Source organism: Amycolatopsis sp. 195334CR (assembly GCF_017309385.1).
In the GTDB taxonomy this organism is placed as follows: domain Bacteria; phylum Actinomycetota; class Actinomycetes; order Mycobacteriales; family Pseudonocardiaceae; genus Amycolatopsis.
In genome coordinates, this window is sequence record NZ_JAFJMJ010000001.1 from 808,759 (window position 1) to 823,547 (window position 14,789).

The following is a 14,789-nucleotide window of genomic DNA, read 5'->3' on the forward strand; positions in this document are numbered from 1 at the left end:
GTGAGCTACCCGAGGGCCCGGTGGCCGTAGGCGCGGGCGCGGGCGGTAGGCCGCGGGCAGATGATCGGCTGCGTCGAAGGCATCGCGTACACGCTGATCGCGAGGTTCGGCCAGCTGGCCTCGGCGGTGCCGAGTTAATGTGTTCCTAGTCTCGCTGCGCTTGGCACTACACCGAAGACCCGGCGATCACCTCACGTGAAAGAACCTGAAGCCGCACAACCAACGGCTCCACGTGGGACAGCAGGTCGCTGTTCAGCCCAGGCTCACCCGGCCGGTCACCCAAGCCGAGGTCGAGCCGCTGATGCGGTTCGCTTACCGGAATCAGCTCACGGCGCTGGATACCAGTGATCTGCTCGACAGCTACTTCCACGGCGTCGAGCGTCTGGAGTCGCGCACCGTGGCCTGGTAGTCGAGGGCGCGGTGCGGCTGCCCGTCGCGACCTGTCTTTGCGGGCGATCGGCGGCGGCCCCACGGCACCACGACCCTACTCGGCGGGGCCGGCGTCTCGGCCTGCTGCTCGGCGCTTCCGAGCCGGCCGACGGCGGTGAGCGCGTCGATGAACTCCTTGCACAGGATGCTGATCTTCGGGTCCTTGGTGGGTTTCTCGCCGCACTTGTTGCACTTCCGGGGGTTGGCGTCGGTCATGGGGGCGTGGTAAGCGCAGCGCTTCCCCAGGTCGCACAGGTGTTCTATTTTCTGAGGCCTGTCACTCGGGCGAGGAGTCACCATGGCCACCCAGTACGAGCGGAAGCTGAGCCACTTCGCGATCTCCAAGCAGATGCGCGAGCAAACCGGGCAAGTGCGACGACTCGCCGGGGTCATCCCGTACTGGGACACAACCACCACCGACGACCAAGTCACCATGACCGACGGCCACACCACCTTCACCATCAGCGGCGACTACCGCGGGCGCATCGCCGAGTATCTAGACCGACTCGGCCGCTCCGGCGGGCTCTCGCTGGCTGAGCTGATCTACGGGTGCGCCGGCGAGCAGGACCCGAAGTCACCAGCGCGACGGAAGGCTCTGGCCCTGCTCAAGCAGATGGGGTTCGAGTCGATCCGCCCAGCGCGCCGCCATGCAGCGGTTGTTCGAGGGCAAGCCCCAGCGGACCGACGGCCGGTTGACCAAGCAGAACCTCTGGCGCGAAGCCCAGGTCAGCCGCGACGATGAACCGGGCCACCGGCATCCTGGCCGACTGGGAGGCCCACCTCGCCCAGCAGGGCACGCTCACGCCGGGCGAGGCTCGCCGCGACGACGAGATCGGTCGGCTCCGAGCACGGCTGGCGGACAAGACGCGCGAAAACACCCTCGCGGCACATCGCCTGGAAGACCGCCGAGGGACTGGGTAGGCAGGTCCGTTGCGCCACCACCACGTCCGCTTCTCCAGCGAACACCTCGGCGGGCATCGCACTGTCAAACCAGGTGGCGCGTCCCCGGTTCGCCAGTTCGGTCATCGGGAGGATGCCTCGGTAGTAGCCGCAGCCCTGGCGATCGCGCCCCAGAAACACCTTCACTAGATCGTCACCCTCTCGCTGACGCCCGCCAACTAGGATCACGAGCCGTGAACACGACAGTTGCCGCTTTTCTCGGAGCCCTAGCGGGAGGCACGGGAACGTTCCTCGCCGCCTTCGTGACCGCGCGTTCAACCGCCAAGCGCGAACATCGCGCGAGGCTCTACACGAAGCGGAGTGAGATTTATATCGACCTTCTGAAGCACCTCGACGAACTTTTTGCTACCGCCTTCTCCGATTCGGTGGCGTTCGACGCTTTCACACCGGAAGGAAAGAAATATCTCTTAGCAAAGAGGCACGGCTGGTATCTGGATATGGAGCTGAACGCTCCTTCATCTGTCAGGAATCAGTCCGAAGCAGTTGTTGGTTCCCTGAACAGTCTCGGCGACGCTAGGGAGAGCGCCACCGTGGACTACATGAACCTGAACAATGGGGCAAATCCGAGCCAGTTCGACATTGCCCATCATGAAAAAGTGCAGGCCGCCGAAGCGGCCTACGAGGCGGAGCGCAGCAAACTGATCGAGTTGATCAAGAAAGACCTCGACATCAAGCAGTAGGTGCGCCTCAGCTGGGCAAGATCCGCGAGCGCCATCGAAGCACCCAGCGGGAGCAGTAGTTGCAGTTGCGGTGACGGCAGCCGGGGAGACGGATCTGCTGCTTTCGCAGCCTCGAAGGACCAGCTCATCGAGTCGGCCGAGGCGAGCAACGGTTCGTACCGGCCGAGGCCACTCGTCTTGATCCCGAACCCGTGGAGCCTCAGCCCCATGCCGGACAGTTCGATGATCAGCTCGGGGATCTGCCTCGTGGCCCGCCCTCCTGCAGACCGAGCCGAGGCCAACCCGCGGTTGCCGGCTCAGGTCGATCCCTGCCCGCTCGTACCGTTCAGCGCACCGGGCGTAGTCGGTGGTCGCCCACCCCTGGATCACCGGGATGATGGGCAGGCCCGGGTCAGTGGCGCGCAGGTCGAGGTAGTTGCCCACCGTGCAAGCCTGGTGCTCGGCGACCGAGAGCTCGGTCTTCGCGAGCATCACCGGTTCGCACATCCACCCCTGCGGAGCGGCCCAGTCGAGATGCCCGATCTCGTCCCGGTAGCGGCAGACGCGGGCCGCGTACTCCTCGGGCGTCACCGTCCAGCCGCCGTACTGGCTCAGCTGAGTGAAGCCGCCCGAGTCCAGAGCCCAGGAGGTCCGAGCCCGGGGAAGCGCGACGCGGCGTCTCAGGCGTGTGTCGGAGACGAACAGGGGTACGTCGACCCGGACAAGCCAGGCGGGCTCGGGGCAGCCGAGGTAGAGCAGCACCGCCCCACCCCGTCGGCAGAGGTAACGGGGGCCTGGGCGGTCACGACATCCGGGGCGTGCGCACCGGAGCAGAGATAGCCATCCTCGCGACCGAGGCACCGAAGTGGACCGACATCGGCAGCCTCTTCGTGGCGATGCTCGCCCTCATCACAGCATCCGCTGCCGCGCGGGCGACCATCCGGACGAATCGGAGCCAATCCAAGCAGCTTCAGCGGCTGGAGAAGAGCCAGGCGAGCGAACTCGCTTCGAAGTTCGGCGTATGGATGTCGAAGGAACTAGCGAAGGAGCACGGAGACAGCGAGGCACTCACGGTGGGCTACATTCGTTACTTTTTCCACTACCAGAATAGTGGCTTCCTGCCAATATATGGCCTCATTGTCGAGTGCAGGAAATCACAATTACTTCACCCCACCGAAGATACACATCCCTACAGGTGGACTTTCGAAGGAGTCGGACCGACAAATGGCGTAACCACATACCTTGGCGGGCAAGATAACCGATTTCACGAAGCGGTAAGACAGGAGGCGATACAGTTCAAGAATGATCGCGCATTTCAGGACGACGAGGAATCTGAGCCAAGCGCAACTTTCTACCTCCGAAAGGCGATCCTGGCAAGGCTTGACTTCGATCAAATAATGGACTTCGCGGCTCGAACAATGCAGCTGTCGTACTTCTTCACCGACGGGAACGGTCTACACTGGCACCGGAGCCACGATGGCACGCTGTCCCAACTGCAGAAAGCCGGAGATCTCTCCTCCGCACTAGATCAGAAGACCAAGGCCGATAAGCGCCGAGATCGCAAACGACGCCGCCGTGAGGCTGCGCAGGACGACGCTGGCCGTCCCGTTGGTCACGAGCGTGGCCAGGCCCCAGACGAGCAGTCCTAGGGCGAGCAGGAAGGCGTTCAGATCCATTGCGGACTCCTCTCACGCGGCGAGCGAATCGACGACCGCACTCACCAGGAACTCAGCGGCCGGAGGGGTTACTCCATTTCCCAGCCGCCTCACGCGCCCCCGCTTCGACCCCGTCACCAAGTACTCGGTGGTGAGGGCCATGGCTCGCTGGATCTCGCCGACACTGAGCATCCGGAAGCGGGCGTAGCCGGCGCGGGTTCAAGCCGGGCAGGCCACGAGGCAACCGATCGTTCGCACTGACACGGTCACGCTAGTGCCTGGCGGCAGGACTGGACAGCGCCACGACTTGCGCGGCCGCCGGGGCGTGTGACCTAGCCGGCTTTGACCCTCAGGTAGAACAGTGTTGCCGGGTTAACCGCCGCGACAAGGCGCCGCCGCGAGTGCGCCGGAGCGCAATTGGGCGCAACGAGCGCGCCGTAGCACGCAACTGCACCTCTCTCACGCATCGCACTTGCCTATTCACCGGTCACCGCCCGTGCGCGCCGTGGCCGGTGGCTGCGGCGCACTCACACCGGTTTGATGCCCTCCTGCACGCGCGAGGATCGCGCTGCTCGCGCCTACTTAGAAATCTCCTTCCAGGGTGATCAGTTCGCGCAGCTTCTGCAGCGCGCGGTGCTGGGTGGTGCGCACGTTGCCCGCCTTGAGGCCGACCGCCTCCGCGGTCTCGGCGGCGGACAGCCCGACGGCCACGCGCAGGATCACGATCTCCTGCTGCACCCGGGGCAGGGTCCGGATCAGGCAGTTCAGCCGTTCGCCGAGGCCCACGTCGAGCGCGTACTTCTCCGGCTCGTTCTCCGCCCCGGAGCGCTCGGGCAGGTCGGAGACCAGTTCACCTTCTCCGTGGGCGGCCGCGCGGAAGGCGTCGGCGACCTTGTTCGCCGCGATCGCGTGCACCAGGTAGAGGAACGAGCCGCCCCGGTCCTGGTACTGCGGCAGCGCCTTGAGCACCGCGACGCACACCTCCTGGGAGATGTCGTCGGCGGAGAAGTACGACAGGTCCCGGCCGCCGAGCCGGGCGCGGCAGTACCGCTGAACCACCGGTTTCAGCGCGGCGAGCAACTCGGACATGGCGTTCTGGTCGCCCTCCGCGGCCCGGCGGACCAGCGGATCGAGGTCCTCCTTGGTCAGCCGCGGATAGTGGCTGGTGCTGCGCTGCACCGGTGGCGCAGGCCGGTCGAGGACGGGTTCAGCTCGAGCCACGCGGTCGAGCACGGCGTTCACCGCCTCCGCCGTCGGCCTGGCGTGCAGCTGCTCGGCGCCCTCGGTGCCAAAAGACGACTCGCGGATCAGCTCGTCGATCTCGGGAGTCTCGGTGAGCAGCAGCAGGCCGGCCATTTCGGCGAGGTCCTGGTGGGCCGCTTCAGTCATGATCTTCCTCCTTCCACGTTGTCCAGCCCTGTCCCCGGCGGCGCTGCCGGGCTAGCAGTTCCCGTACCGCGCCAGGCGTGGCGATATGGCCCATCTGAGTCAGCAACTCCGCGATCTCGGAACAGCTATAACCCGCCGCCTGGAAGCGGATCGCGTACTCCAGCCGAACGTTGTCGATGCGGTCGAAGGCTTCCTCGATCGTCACCTTGGTGATCACGGTCGGCTCGGGCAAGCGGTACACCGGCGAGGACCTCAGTGCTGCTTCGATCTGGGCTTCCGAGGGTGGTCCGAGTTCGTGGCTCTGCTGGTGGAGGTGTTTGCGTCGCCAGCGCACGAAGTGGTCGTGGAAGGCGAACACGCAGGCGCCGATGAAGTAGGTGCTCAAGCTCGCACCGCCAGCGGCGATCCAGCCACCTCCGATCAGGGCTTTGTCGCGGAATCGGACGATGGCTGTCGCCACGGTGTCGTTGAGTAGTTCTTCGCGGTCGGCCGCGCCCAGAGCGGGGATGTGGCCGAGGGGAAGCTGGCGCTGGCGGCATTCGGCGAAGATCCGCCCAGTGTGGATCCAGGCGGCGATCACGCTCAGGCCGTGCCTGGCCAGCTTGATGGCGAACCGGTCCCAGCCATGGCCTTGGAAGTTCTCGGCCGCGAGTGTGTCACGTAACCGCTGGTCGTTCAGGAGTCGCTGCGCGGACTCCTGCGGTGTCGGTTCGGTCTCGTCGTTGGCTGCCATCGAGAGGGAAGTCGCCGCGCGGCCTGGTTCGTTGCACGCCGCGCGATCACGATTGCGATGGCTGCCATGAGGTGCAGGGTCACGGAACATCGGCCTGCCTTCATGTGGGGAGAGTCGCGGCCCGCGGGTCGAGCCGTCGAGGACTTATACGCAGCCTGAGGGTGCACTCAACACGGTGCTCCGCCGACTTTCTCCCTCGAATTTTCTCAATGCTCGCCGTGTCCGCCCGGGCTAGCACGGCCGTAGGACGTCGGCGAGTGGCCACCACAGATCGTCCTCGATCACAGACACGCCTGCGCACCGCAGAGCCGTGGTCACTAGGCCTGACGGCGACCACCCGCAGGGGACTCATCACACCGCGCCTGCCGACCAAGGAAGAACCAACCAACATGACCAAGGAAAGGTAGGGCAATGAGGGACAGGACACCTTCGACGGCCGGACTAGGGCGTGTCCTGCGGATCTTTCTCATGATCGTGTGCAGATGATGGTGTGTGGTCGGACGTGGTGAGCTGACGGACAAGGCCTGGGCGGGGATCGCGCCGTTGCTGCCCGCGCAGAGTGGGCAGCGCGGTGGCCGGTGGCGCAGCCACCGGCAGGTGATCAACGCGATCCTGTGGAAGCAACGCACCGGCGCGCCCTGGCGTGACCTGCCCGAACGGTACGGGCCGTGGAAGACCGCGCATGAGCGGCTGCGCAAGTGGACCGCGGACGGGACAGGGGACCGGATCCTGGAGCACGTGATCGTCAAAGACGACTCGCTCGGGACGCTGGAGGACAACGTCGCGTTCGTGGTCAGCGTTGACTCCACGAGTGTGCGGGCGCACCAGCACGCGGCCGGTGCCCGGAAAAAGGGGGCTGCGCGGACTGGATCGAAGCGCTCGCCGTCGACGGTGAATGCCTCGGACGCTCCCGCGGAGGGCTGACCACCAAGCTCCACCTGGCCGTCAACACAGCGGGCCTGCCGCTGGCGGTGATCCTCACACCCGGCCAGGCTGGCGACAACCCGCAACTGCTGCCGCTGCTCGACGACATCCACGACATCGACGTCGACGGGCAGCGAGTGCGGGTCGGGCGGGTCATCGCAGACAAAGCCTACGCCCACCCAAGCACCCGCACCGCGTTACGGCAGCGGCGAATCAAGGCCACCATTCCCGAACGCATCGACCAGATCGACCGACGCAAAGCCCTGGGCTCGGCCGGTGGCAGGCCACCAGCCTTCGACCCTGGCCTTTACAAGCTGCGCAACGTGGTCGAGCGCTGCTTCAACCGTCTCAAGCAGTTCCGCGGCCTGGCCACCAGATTCGCCAAACGAGCCGCCTACCACCGCGCCGAGATCATCCTGGCCTGCATCGTCCTCCACCTGAGGTGAAGATCCCCAGGACACGTCCTAGTCAAACTTTGGTCCGTTCCCTCGGGCACGTACCCACTCGTCCTGGCGACAGGATGTCTGGCGGTACAACTCAGCACCTGGAGCATCCCGTGGGTACACGAGATCGCCGACGACACCCGCCACCACCTCGCACTGATCGCTCTGCTGACCCTCGCAGGCGAGCTCTGCAGGCGTCTGTGGCGGCGCGCGAGGACTGCCCTCCGGTCCCAGCTCCGGACATTCCTGCTCGACGAGAACCCCGGCCACCCCGGCACGCCACCCGGTGAGGACGGCAGATGACCTCGACCGTGGTGCCGCGGCGTGCCTGCGGACGACCTGCTCCAGCCCTGAATACGCCCCGCCGGCACCGCTCGCCGCCGGACGACGGAACGATCCGCCACGTGCGGGTGGCACCTCAGCGGCGGGAGCCAGCCCGCGCGGAGCACCGGGCTCCGGGCGGGCTGGGTGATCATCCCAATTATCGGCCGGCGCGGCTGTGCCCACCGGGCACAATGACCCCACGATCGCTACCGTCACCCCGCGAAGCGACAATCAGCGACGGCGAAACACCCACGACCAGGGAAGGTGTGTGTCCGTGACCAGCACCGCCCGAGCCAGCCGCCCGCTGATCGCGGTCGATGTCGATGGCGTCCTCGCGCCCGACCTGGACGAGCGCGCTGTCCCGGCCGGCTACCGCCCGCACCGCTACCGGGGTCCGAACTCCATCGGGGACCCGATGGAGGCGCAGGTCTACCTCAACCCCGAGCACGGACGGTGGCTTCGAGCCCTGGCCGACCGTGGCGCCGAGCTGGTGTGGGCCACCACGTGGCGTGAGCGGGCGGCGGAGTTCATCGCCCCGCGGGTCGGGCTTCCCGCTGACATGCCGGTGATCGAGGTCGGCGCCCACACCGGCATCGGTTTCGGGCATTCGCTGAAGCATCCCGCGGTGACCGCGTTCGCGGCGAACCGTCCGCTGGCATGGATCGATGACCATTTCGGCGGGAAAGATGCCGGGTGGGCAGCGGACCGCACCGCCGCGGGCACTCCGACCCTGCTCCTGCAGATTCCGGGCGCCCGAGGCCTGGGCACAGCACACATCGAGATACTGCACCTGTGGATCTCGGCACAGCAGCCCGGTAACCCGCTCCACACAGCGGGCCCGTGGCAACCGGTGCGGCTGCCCACCAGGGCGGGAGTTGAGGCGAACCTAGGTGTCGCGAACGACGCGGCAGACGAAGTCCTGCACGAGCTGCTCAGTCAGCGACTGCACGCACACGCCGGCGCCTTCGAGCTGATCGTCCAGTACCTCCTCGCTGCCGACGACGCCGCCTACCTTGGACACCGGCCGGACGCGGCAGCGAATCACCGGAGTACCGCGATCGCGCGGATGCCCGACCAGCTCGCGGCAGTGCTCGCGCCCGAACCGCCGCGGCCCGGTCGCCGCGATGTTGGCGCGCTCCTCCTGAGCGAGGCGAGCGAGCACTCCGCCGACGCGCTCGAGGGCCCGGCCGCGCAAGCCCATGTCGTCGCGCTCGCCACCGCCGCCCAGCACGAACTCGCTCAGCACCGCGACAGCGCGACGCCAGCGACAGGCAACCGCGACACGTCCTCGGGGCATTGAGACGATAGCCGCCCACGCCCGCGCCCGGCCGCGACATCCGTCCGCGCGCTGGTATTCGCCGTTCCGCTGACCTGGCCGACTCCGGCTACGGCGGCTCGGCTCACCGGGCTGCTCGCACCTGCAGTCGCCTTCCGTCAGGCCAGGTCTAGACGCTGGGTTCAGGGCGGCGAGTGCTCGATGATGTCGCTGCGGACTCGCTGAATTTTCTCCATCGCGCGCAGGGCTTCCGAGGCTGGGGTGGTGATGTCACGTAGGCCATGTGCCGCGGCTTCAGCGCCGCTATCGAACAGCGGCACAGGCGATTGATAGTTCACGACAGCCTGAGCCGTTTCCGGGGCGATGCGACCGTCAATAACTGCCAGCCGCAGGGCCAGCAGTTCGCCGCCGTCGTGGCATCCCGCCCAGCCCGCGCAAATGCGCCGGTGCAGGTCGTCACCGTCGTTCTGGTGACATTGGAACAGTCCACTCGGCTGCGAACCCGTGTCGGCATCGTACGGAGGAAGCTTCGCGTACTCCCTCGCGTGCCAGATGCCCGACGGGACGTCACGCCGGTAAGGGCACGAAATGCAGGGTCTCGGTGCAGGAGCTGCCATCTGCTGCCGGTCCAACTCAGACTCCCTACCTCGACCGCACCGAAGAACTCGTGCGCTTCTGCCTGCTCAACACCTAGTGTTGCATCGACAGCGCCGGTCAAAGCCGTCAGGGCCGGGCTCCGGCTCACCGCACGCGCGTACCGGCAGCACCGTCGCGGTGAGCGGGATTCGGCACGCTCGATGTGCCTGCCCATCCACGCAAGGGGTGCGGCTCTCCCCGGCCGCAGGTCTCCACGACACCGACGGCCCACACCCGCAAGGGCGGCGTCGATCTCAACCGTGTGCAGGACGACGCCCCTCAACTCAGGTCCGGGCCGAACAGGCACTCGCAACCAAAACAGCAAGACGAACTCCCCATACTGGGTAGCAGCCACCTCACCCTGTTCGCCGCGTGGCCAGCACGCCGCCGTCGCGGAAGTACTTCGCCAGCGGGCCGATTCCGAGATTGGCCAGTGCGTGCGCGATCGCCTTCTCGTCGACCGATCTCCGCGGACACGCTACGGCGCAAGCTCCGGATTGGCGCCGCCCGCTCCAGACTGCTTGTGGCAATGATCCGATCCGACGCGCAAGGACGAGCAGCGCGAACTGCGTAAGCGGCTCAAGTGCCCGCACACTGGCCACCACCGCCACCCCAGCCCACCTCGAATTCGACCTCTACCTCGCAACCGCCGCCACCAACCCAGACGACACGATGCCCCCCGCACTCAGCCGCCACCATCGACCGAACGACTAAGCCCCATCGCCAACGTCGCAGGAGACACCCCGTTCCCCAGGGAATGGGGATCCTCCGGCATGAAGGCGGGACGCGACTTCTGCGTGCCGCTCTAGCGGAGGAGGGACGCCGATACCGGGCACAGCCCCCTGACCCGCGCCGGTCATCTCGATGTGCTCGCTCCAGAAGCGGGGACGACCCCGGTGCCGAGCCAGGACACGATGTTCTCGAGATGTGTGTGTGCTCCAGCCCGCGGCCCGGATGCGACTCAATGAGCAGGGCCGGGATGCCGGCATCGTCGCGCCGGTCCTCGGCCCAGCCCGGCCCCTTGCCACCGACGAATTAATCATCGATCCACACGAGCGGGCGGTCGCCGATCCACCGCTGGATCGCGCCGGTCTTGGCCGACCAGCCGAACCCGGGCCCACCACAAAGGACCTCGATCACCGGCAGCTCCGGCATACCCAGCCACGGCGTCAAGCTGGCCACCTATAACATCGTTTCGGCTTGTATCGTCGCAGGTCATGAAGTGTGGTCCCCGCGCGAGCGGGGGTGGTCCCGCGCCGAACACGAACGCCACCGCGCCCACGACGTGGTCCCCGCGCGAGCGGGGGTGGTCCGTGGGGCGGCACCACGTGGGCCCAGGTCGGCGCGTGGTCCCCGCGCGAGCGGGGGTGGTCCCGTCGCGATCACCACGCTCACCATCCGTCGTGAGTCGTCTCCGCACGAGCGGGGGGTGGTCCCCCGGGTGGCCGCGGAACCACCGAACCTGCGCTTGTCGTCCCCGCGCGAGCGGGGGCCCCTGGCGCAGGTTGATCTGTCGCTCACTCCTCAAGTCGTCCCCGCGCGAACGGGGTGGTCCCAGCACGCCCAGCTCGTCGGCCACCAGCAGGATGTCGTCCCCGCGCGAGCGGGGGGTCCCGCGGGCGTCACTGCGCATCCACGTCAGGACCGGCCCCTCAATCGGCACCAGTGTGGCCATCGGCCTCCAGTTTCCGTTCGTTCCCGGTTCCCGGGTTGTGCGGTGGCCGGGTTGGCTGTCAGCGCTGCGCCGGCGGTCAGCATCCTGGTGGGTGGCGCCGGGCTCGGTCTCCGCATTGCTGCGCCTGTTGTCGGACGCTATCGCAGGTGGCGGTGGGCTCGGCGACGCCGTCGTGCTGGTGTCGTCACGCAGCAGGCGGCGATACATCGACAGGTCCCTGCCCATGCCCATGTGCTTCCTTATCCGGTTTGGCTGTCTCGGCCCGGCCCCCCTCGGATCCGGGCCGAGACGTCGAGTCCTGCTCCGGCTCGCCGGCCGTCGGCGGCGGAGCAGGCCCGGGGAAACGGTGGGTCGTGGCACGGACGTCGTGGTCGCCCGGCGGTCGCTCCGCGGTCTCTGGACACGATTGGTGTCGCTGTGCGACGTTCGAACGCGGCCGGGCTCCGGGTGTGTCCGCTGAGGGGAGACGGTGTGCAGGAGTGGGAATTCGGTGTGCTGGGGCCATTGCGAGTTCGGCATGCCGGCACCTCGGTGCCGATTCCGGCGGCCAAGCAGCGGGTGCTGCTCACGGCTTTGGTCATGGCCGGGCGCGACACCGTGTCCGCGGGCCGGCTGATGAACTACCTGTGGGGTGAGACGCCCCCACCGAGTGCGCGGAACACGGTCAAGAACTACGCCCTGCGGTTGCGACGCGCCTTGACCGACGATTCCGGTACGAGCCCGATACTCACCACGCCGAACGGCTACCGCCTGGCGACGCCGGTGCAGGCCGTCGACCTGCACCGGTTCCAAGCGCTGGAAGGCCGTGCGCGCGCCGAAGCCACCGCGGGAGCACTGGCGACCGCCGACGATCTGCTACGGCAGGCGTTGCGGTTGTGGCGGGGAACGCCCTTGGCCGACGTGCCCAGCGACCTGATCCAGCAGGAGATCGTGCCGGGGCTGACCGAACGCCACCTGGCGACGGTCGAGTTCAGCTTCGATCTGGAGCTGCGACGCGGTCGCCACGATGCCGTGGTCACCGACCTGCACGCGCTGAGCCGGCAACACCCGCTGCGCGAGCGGCTACTGGGCCTCTCGATGCTCGCCCTCTACCGGTGCGGTCGCGCCGCGGAAGCGCTCACCGCCTACCACGACGCAGTCACGACACTTCGGGACGAACTCGGCACCGATCCCAGCCCCGAGCTGCGGGCCCTGCACGAACAAATCTTGCGGCAGGACCCCGCACTGCACCTGCGCGGCACCCCACCCGCGGCCTCAAGGCCCCCGACGGTTGCTCGCCAGCTGCCTGGCTCCCCGCCCGGGTTCGTCGGCCGCCACCACGCCCTGCGCCAGCTGGACGAACTGCTCGAGCGCGCCCGCCGCGAGCGCACCGTGGCGCTGGCAGTGCTCAGCGGACCGGGCGGCATCGGGAAAACCTCGGTGGCACTGCACTGGGCACATCAGCACCTCACCGACTTCCCCGACGGGCAGCTGTATGTGAACCTGCGAGGCTTCGACCCCAGCGGCTCCCCCATCTCGTCCGACGACGCTGTTCGTAGCTGTTGCGTCGCACTCGGCGCCGACCCCGCCACGCTGCCCGCCGAGTTCGACGCCCTCCACGCGCTGTGTCGCACCCTGCTGACAGACCGCCGGATTCTGCTCCTGCTGGACAATGCCCGCGACGCCGCGCAGGTACTGCCGCTACTTCCCGGCAGCGCCTCGTGCCTGGTGCTGGTCACCAGCCGCAACCACCTTCCAGCACTCGCCGTCCAGGCCGGTGCCCGCCTGCTGATGCTCGAGGCCTTCGACGAGCACGACGCCACCGTGCTGCTGTCCCGGCAACTCGGCGACGACCGCACCTCGGCCGACCCCGCAGCGGTCGCCGCGATCACACGATGGTGCGCGGGTCTGCCGTTAGCGCTACGCGTGGTCGCCGCTCGAGCCGCGCAGCGGCCCGGGTTCACACTCGCCGACCTGGCCTGCGAACTGCGCGACGCGGCCACGCGACTGGATCGCCTGAACGCCGGAGACGACCACACGAGCGTGGCCGCAGCCCTATCGTGGTCCTACCACGCCCTGCCAGCAACCGTGGCGCAGACGCTGGGGCTGCTCGCGCACGCACCAGGACCCGACCTCAACCGGGACGCCGCGGCGTCCCTGACAGACTCCGCACTCCCCCAGCTCAATCCGGTCCTGCTGCACCTGGAAGCCGCGTCCCTGCTCGTGCAGCACCGGCCCGGCCGCTACCTCATGCACGACCTGACCCGCCTCTACGCAGCCCAGCGCGCCACTGCGGATCTGCCCGCCGACAGCCTTAACGCGGCACTGCGGCGGCTCGCCGACTACTACGTCCGCACCGCGGACCACGCCGACCGCGTGATGACCGCCCACGCCCCCCGCGACCGCGGCACGCTGGCCCCTCCCCCGACCACCACACCGACTCCCTTCGACACTCCCACCCAAGCGCTGACCTGGTTCGACACCGAACGCCTCACGCTGCTCGCCACACAGCAACTCGCCGCCACCCGCGGCTGGCACCACCTCGTGGTGCACCTGGCGTGGCTGCCGAGCACCTACCAATGCCACCGCGGCCTCAACCAGGACCGCATCCACTGCTGGCAACTCGCCATCACCGCCGCCCAGCACATCGGCGACCCCGGCCTGGTCATGGCCGCGCACCGGTTCCTCGGCGACGCCTACGGCCGCGTCGGCGACCACGCCCGCGCACTGCACCACCTCGAATTGGCTTTGAACCACGCCGAGCACGACAACGACCTGCTCGCCCAAGCACACACCCACCGCGGACTCACCGAAATCTTCAGCCGCCACGGCGACCACCACGCCGCACACCACGCCTGGCACCACGCACTCACCCTGTACGAAGCAGACGACCGCAACCGCGACGCCACCCGACTCCGACACCAGATCCGCACCAACCCCGCCCCCGCCCCCTCGCTGCACCACGCGGAACAGCAAAGAGAGGCCTGACCTCCTCGCACGATCGCGTGATCATCTCCGCGATTTTGACTACCACGAAAGTTGCGAGCGCGGACCCGGTCGCAGTCGGGCAACTCAAACCGTCACTCGGCGTGTTCACGCTCAACCGCGAGCGGCAGGCTGTCCATCGTCCACGCGCGAGGCAAGCTGCACCTCACGACGCAGTATCAACCATCAACCTGCTGCGTCCCTGGCCGCGATACGTCGCTCGTAGTGCTCGATGTGCTCTCCCAGCCGGACCGCATACGGTCGGATTGGCCGGTAGTCATTGAGCCGAATATCGGCCACGGCATTGCCGACCACGTCCCCAGGCTCGGCGAGCAAGACCGCCTCCGACCAGCGTCACAGGAAGTCCCGTGCCCCGTCGAAGACATCGAGCAACTCCACCGCGAGCGGATCATCCCGGCCTTCAAACACGCCGGCGGCGGCGCGCAAGCGAGCCGAGACCTCGACGCAAGACCGTGTTACGTCGACCGCAGCGGCGCCGGGGGCGCCGATCGCTCGGTTCATCGCCTGAGCCCACGACTCGTCCACCTGCGTGCCACACGGCGCTCCGCCGGAGACGTACCCCTTTTTCACAGGCCACACGGTACGCGCCCTCCCCCGCACCGTCGGGCAACCGGCTGGCTACCCGTGGCGCGGCGCTGCACTCGGTCGCCTCGACCATCAGCGATGCTCACCGTCAATGGGCGAAGCGGTGGAGGCGGCAT

Annotated in this window: 14 protein-coding genes; 6 read left to right on the forward strand and 8 right to left on the reverse strand. The window is 67.7% G+C overall.

The genetic code is table 11. The annotated features are described in order from the left end of the window. Positions 1-166 precede the first annotated feature (166 nt). A complete protein-coding gene (locus JYK18_RS04090) occupies positions 167-370 on the reverse strand; it encodes a hypothetical protein (RefSeq protein ID WP_206800831.1) in 204 nt (67 codons plus the stop codon). Continuing rightward, a complete protein-coding gene (locus JYK18_RS04095) occupies positions 361-645 on the reverse strand; it encodes a hypothetical protein (RefSeq protein ID WP_206800832.1) in 285 nt (94 codons plus the stop codon). Before JYK18_RS04095 ends, JYK18_RS04090 begins: the two co-directional genes overlap by 10 nt. Positions 646-727: 82 nt before the next feature. On the opposite strand from JYK18_RS04095, the gene JYK18_RS04100 reads away from it, so the two are divergent. After that, complete coding sequence (locus JYK18_RS04100) at positions 728-1,171, forward strand: hypothetical protein (RefSeq protein ID WP_206800833.1); 444 nt, start codon at positions 728-730, stop codon at positions 1,169-1,171. Here the strand turns inward: JYK18_RS04100 and JYK18_RS04105 are convergent. Continuing rightward, positions 1,156-1,515, reverse strand: a complete 360-nt coding sequence (locus JYK18_RS04105) for a hypothetical protein (protein ID WP_206800834.1) — start codon at positions 1,513-1,515, stop codon at positions 1,156-1,158. The two genes, JYK18_RS04100 and JYK18_RS04105, sit on opposite strands and share 16 nt — an antisense overlap. Before the next feature lie 47 nt (positions 1,516-1,562). On the opposite strand from JYK18_RS04105, the gene JYK18_RS04110 reads away from it, so the two are divergent. Both JYK18_RS04110 and JYK18_RS04115 read left to right on the forward strand, forming a co-directional pair. Then, positions 1,563-2,069 carry a hypothetical protein gene (locus JYK18_RS04110; RefSeq protein WP_206800835.1) on the forward strand — a complete coding sequence of 169 codons (507 nt, stop codon included), beginning with the start codon at positions 1,563-1,565 and terminating at the stop codon, positions 2,067-2,069. Between the two features lie 797 nt (positions 2,070-2,866). After that, positions 2,867-3,697 carry a hypothetical protein gene (locus JYK18_RS04115; protein ID WP_206800836.1) on the forward strand — a complete coding sequence of 277 codons (831 nt, stop codon included), beginning with the start codon at positions 2,867-2,869 and terminating at the stop codon, positions 3,695-3,697. Positions 3,698-4,285: 588 nt separating this feature from the next. Here JYK18_RS04115 and shbA read toward each other — a convergent pair. Together shbA and JYK18_RS04125 are read right to left on the reverse strand one after the other, a co-directional pair. Beyond that, positions 4,286-4,882, reverse strand: coding sequence for an RNA polymerase sigma factor ShbA (gene shbA / locus JYK18_RS04120; RefSeq protein ID WP_374195043.1), 597 nt, complete (start codon positions 4,880-4,882; stop codon positions 4,286-4,288). A gap of 202 nt (positions 4,883-5,084) precedes the next feature. Then, a complete protein-coding gene (locus JYK18_RS04125; RefSeq protein WP_206800837.1) occupies positions 5,085-5,825 on the reverse strand; it encodes a hypothetical protein in 741 nt (246 codons plus the stop codon). A 492-nt stretch (positions 5,826-6,317) separates the two neighbouring features. Here JYK18_RS04125 and JYK18_RS04130 point away from each other — a divergent pair. Together JYK18_RS04130 and JYK18_RS04135 are read left to right on the forward strand one after the other, a co-directional pair. After that, positions 6,318-7,195 (forward strand): IS5 family transposase gene (locus tag JYK18_RS04130; protein ID WP_374194985.1). Its coding sequence is split into 2 segments (ribosomal slippage): positions 6,318-6,710 and positions 6,713-7,195, totalling 876 coding nucleotides; the frame shifts between segments, so codons are not numbered across the junction. 595 nt (positions 7,196-7,790) lie between these two features. Further along, complete coding sequence (locus JYK18_RS04135; protein ID WP_206800838.1) at positions 7,791-8,816, forward strand: HAD domain-containing protein; 1,026 nt, start codon at positions 7,791-7,793, stop codon at positions 8,814-8,816. 158 nt (positions 8,817-8,974) lie between these two features. Here JYK18_RS04135 and JYK18_RS04140 read toward each other — a convergent pair whose 3' ends face one another. Together JYK18_RS04140 and JYK18_RS04145 are read right to left on the reverse strand one after the other, a co-directional pair. Next, the gene (locus tag JYK18_RS04140; RefSeq protein WP_206800839.1) at positions 8,975-9,424 is read right to left on the reverse strand and encodes a DUF6283 family protein; all 450 of its coding nucleotides are present in this window, start codon (positions 9,422-9,424) and stop codon (positions 8,975-8,977) included. A 1,039-nt stretch (positions 9,425-10,463) separates the two neighbouring features. Continuing rightward, positions 10,464-10,610: a hypothetical protein gene (locus tag JYK18_RS04145; RefSeq protein ID WP_206800840.1), complete on the reverse strand. Its 147-nt coding sequence runs from the start codon at positions 10,608-10,610 to the stop codon at positions 10,464-10,466. A 964-nt stretch (positions 10,611-11,574) separates the two neighbouring features. On the opposite strand from JYK18_RS04145, the gene JYK18_RS04150 reads away from it, so the two are divergent. After that, positions 11,575-14,070 carry a BTAD domain-containing putative transcriptional regulator gene (locus JYK18_RS04150; protein WP_206800841.1) on the forward strand — a complete coding sequence of 832 codons (2,496 nt, stop codon included), beginning with the start codon at positions 11,575-11,577 and terminating at the stop codon, positions 14,068-14,070. A 351-nt stretch (positions 14,071-14,421) separates the two neighbouring features. Here JYK18_RS04150 and JYK18_RS04155 read toward each other — a convergent pair whose 3' ends face one another. After that, positions 14,422-14,658 carry a hypothetical protein gene (locus JYK18_RS04155; protein ID WP_206800842.1) on the reverse strand — a complete coding sequence of 79 codons (237 nt, stop codon included), beginning with the start codon at positions 14,656-14,658 and terminating at the stop codon, positions 14,422-14,424. Between the last annotated feature and the right edge of the window lie 131 nt (positions 14,659-14,789).

What these genes read in the sequence shown, in the direction of transcription:
- JYK18_RS04095 (WP_206800832.1), bottom strand. Translation starts at nt 645, where the DNA reads ATGACCGACGCCAACCCCCGGAAGTGCAACAAGTGCGGCGAGAAACCC.
- JYK18_RS04100 (WP_206800833.1), top strand. Translation starts at nt 728, where the DNA reads ATGGCCACCCAGTACGAGCGGAAGCTGAGCCACTTCGCGATCTCCAAG.
- JYK18_RS04125 (WP_206800837.1), bottom strand. Translation starts at nt 5,825, where the DNA reads ATGGCAGCCAACGACGAGACCGAACCGACACCGCAGGAGTCCGCGCAG.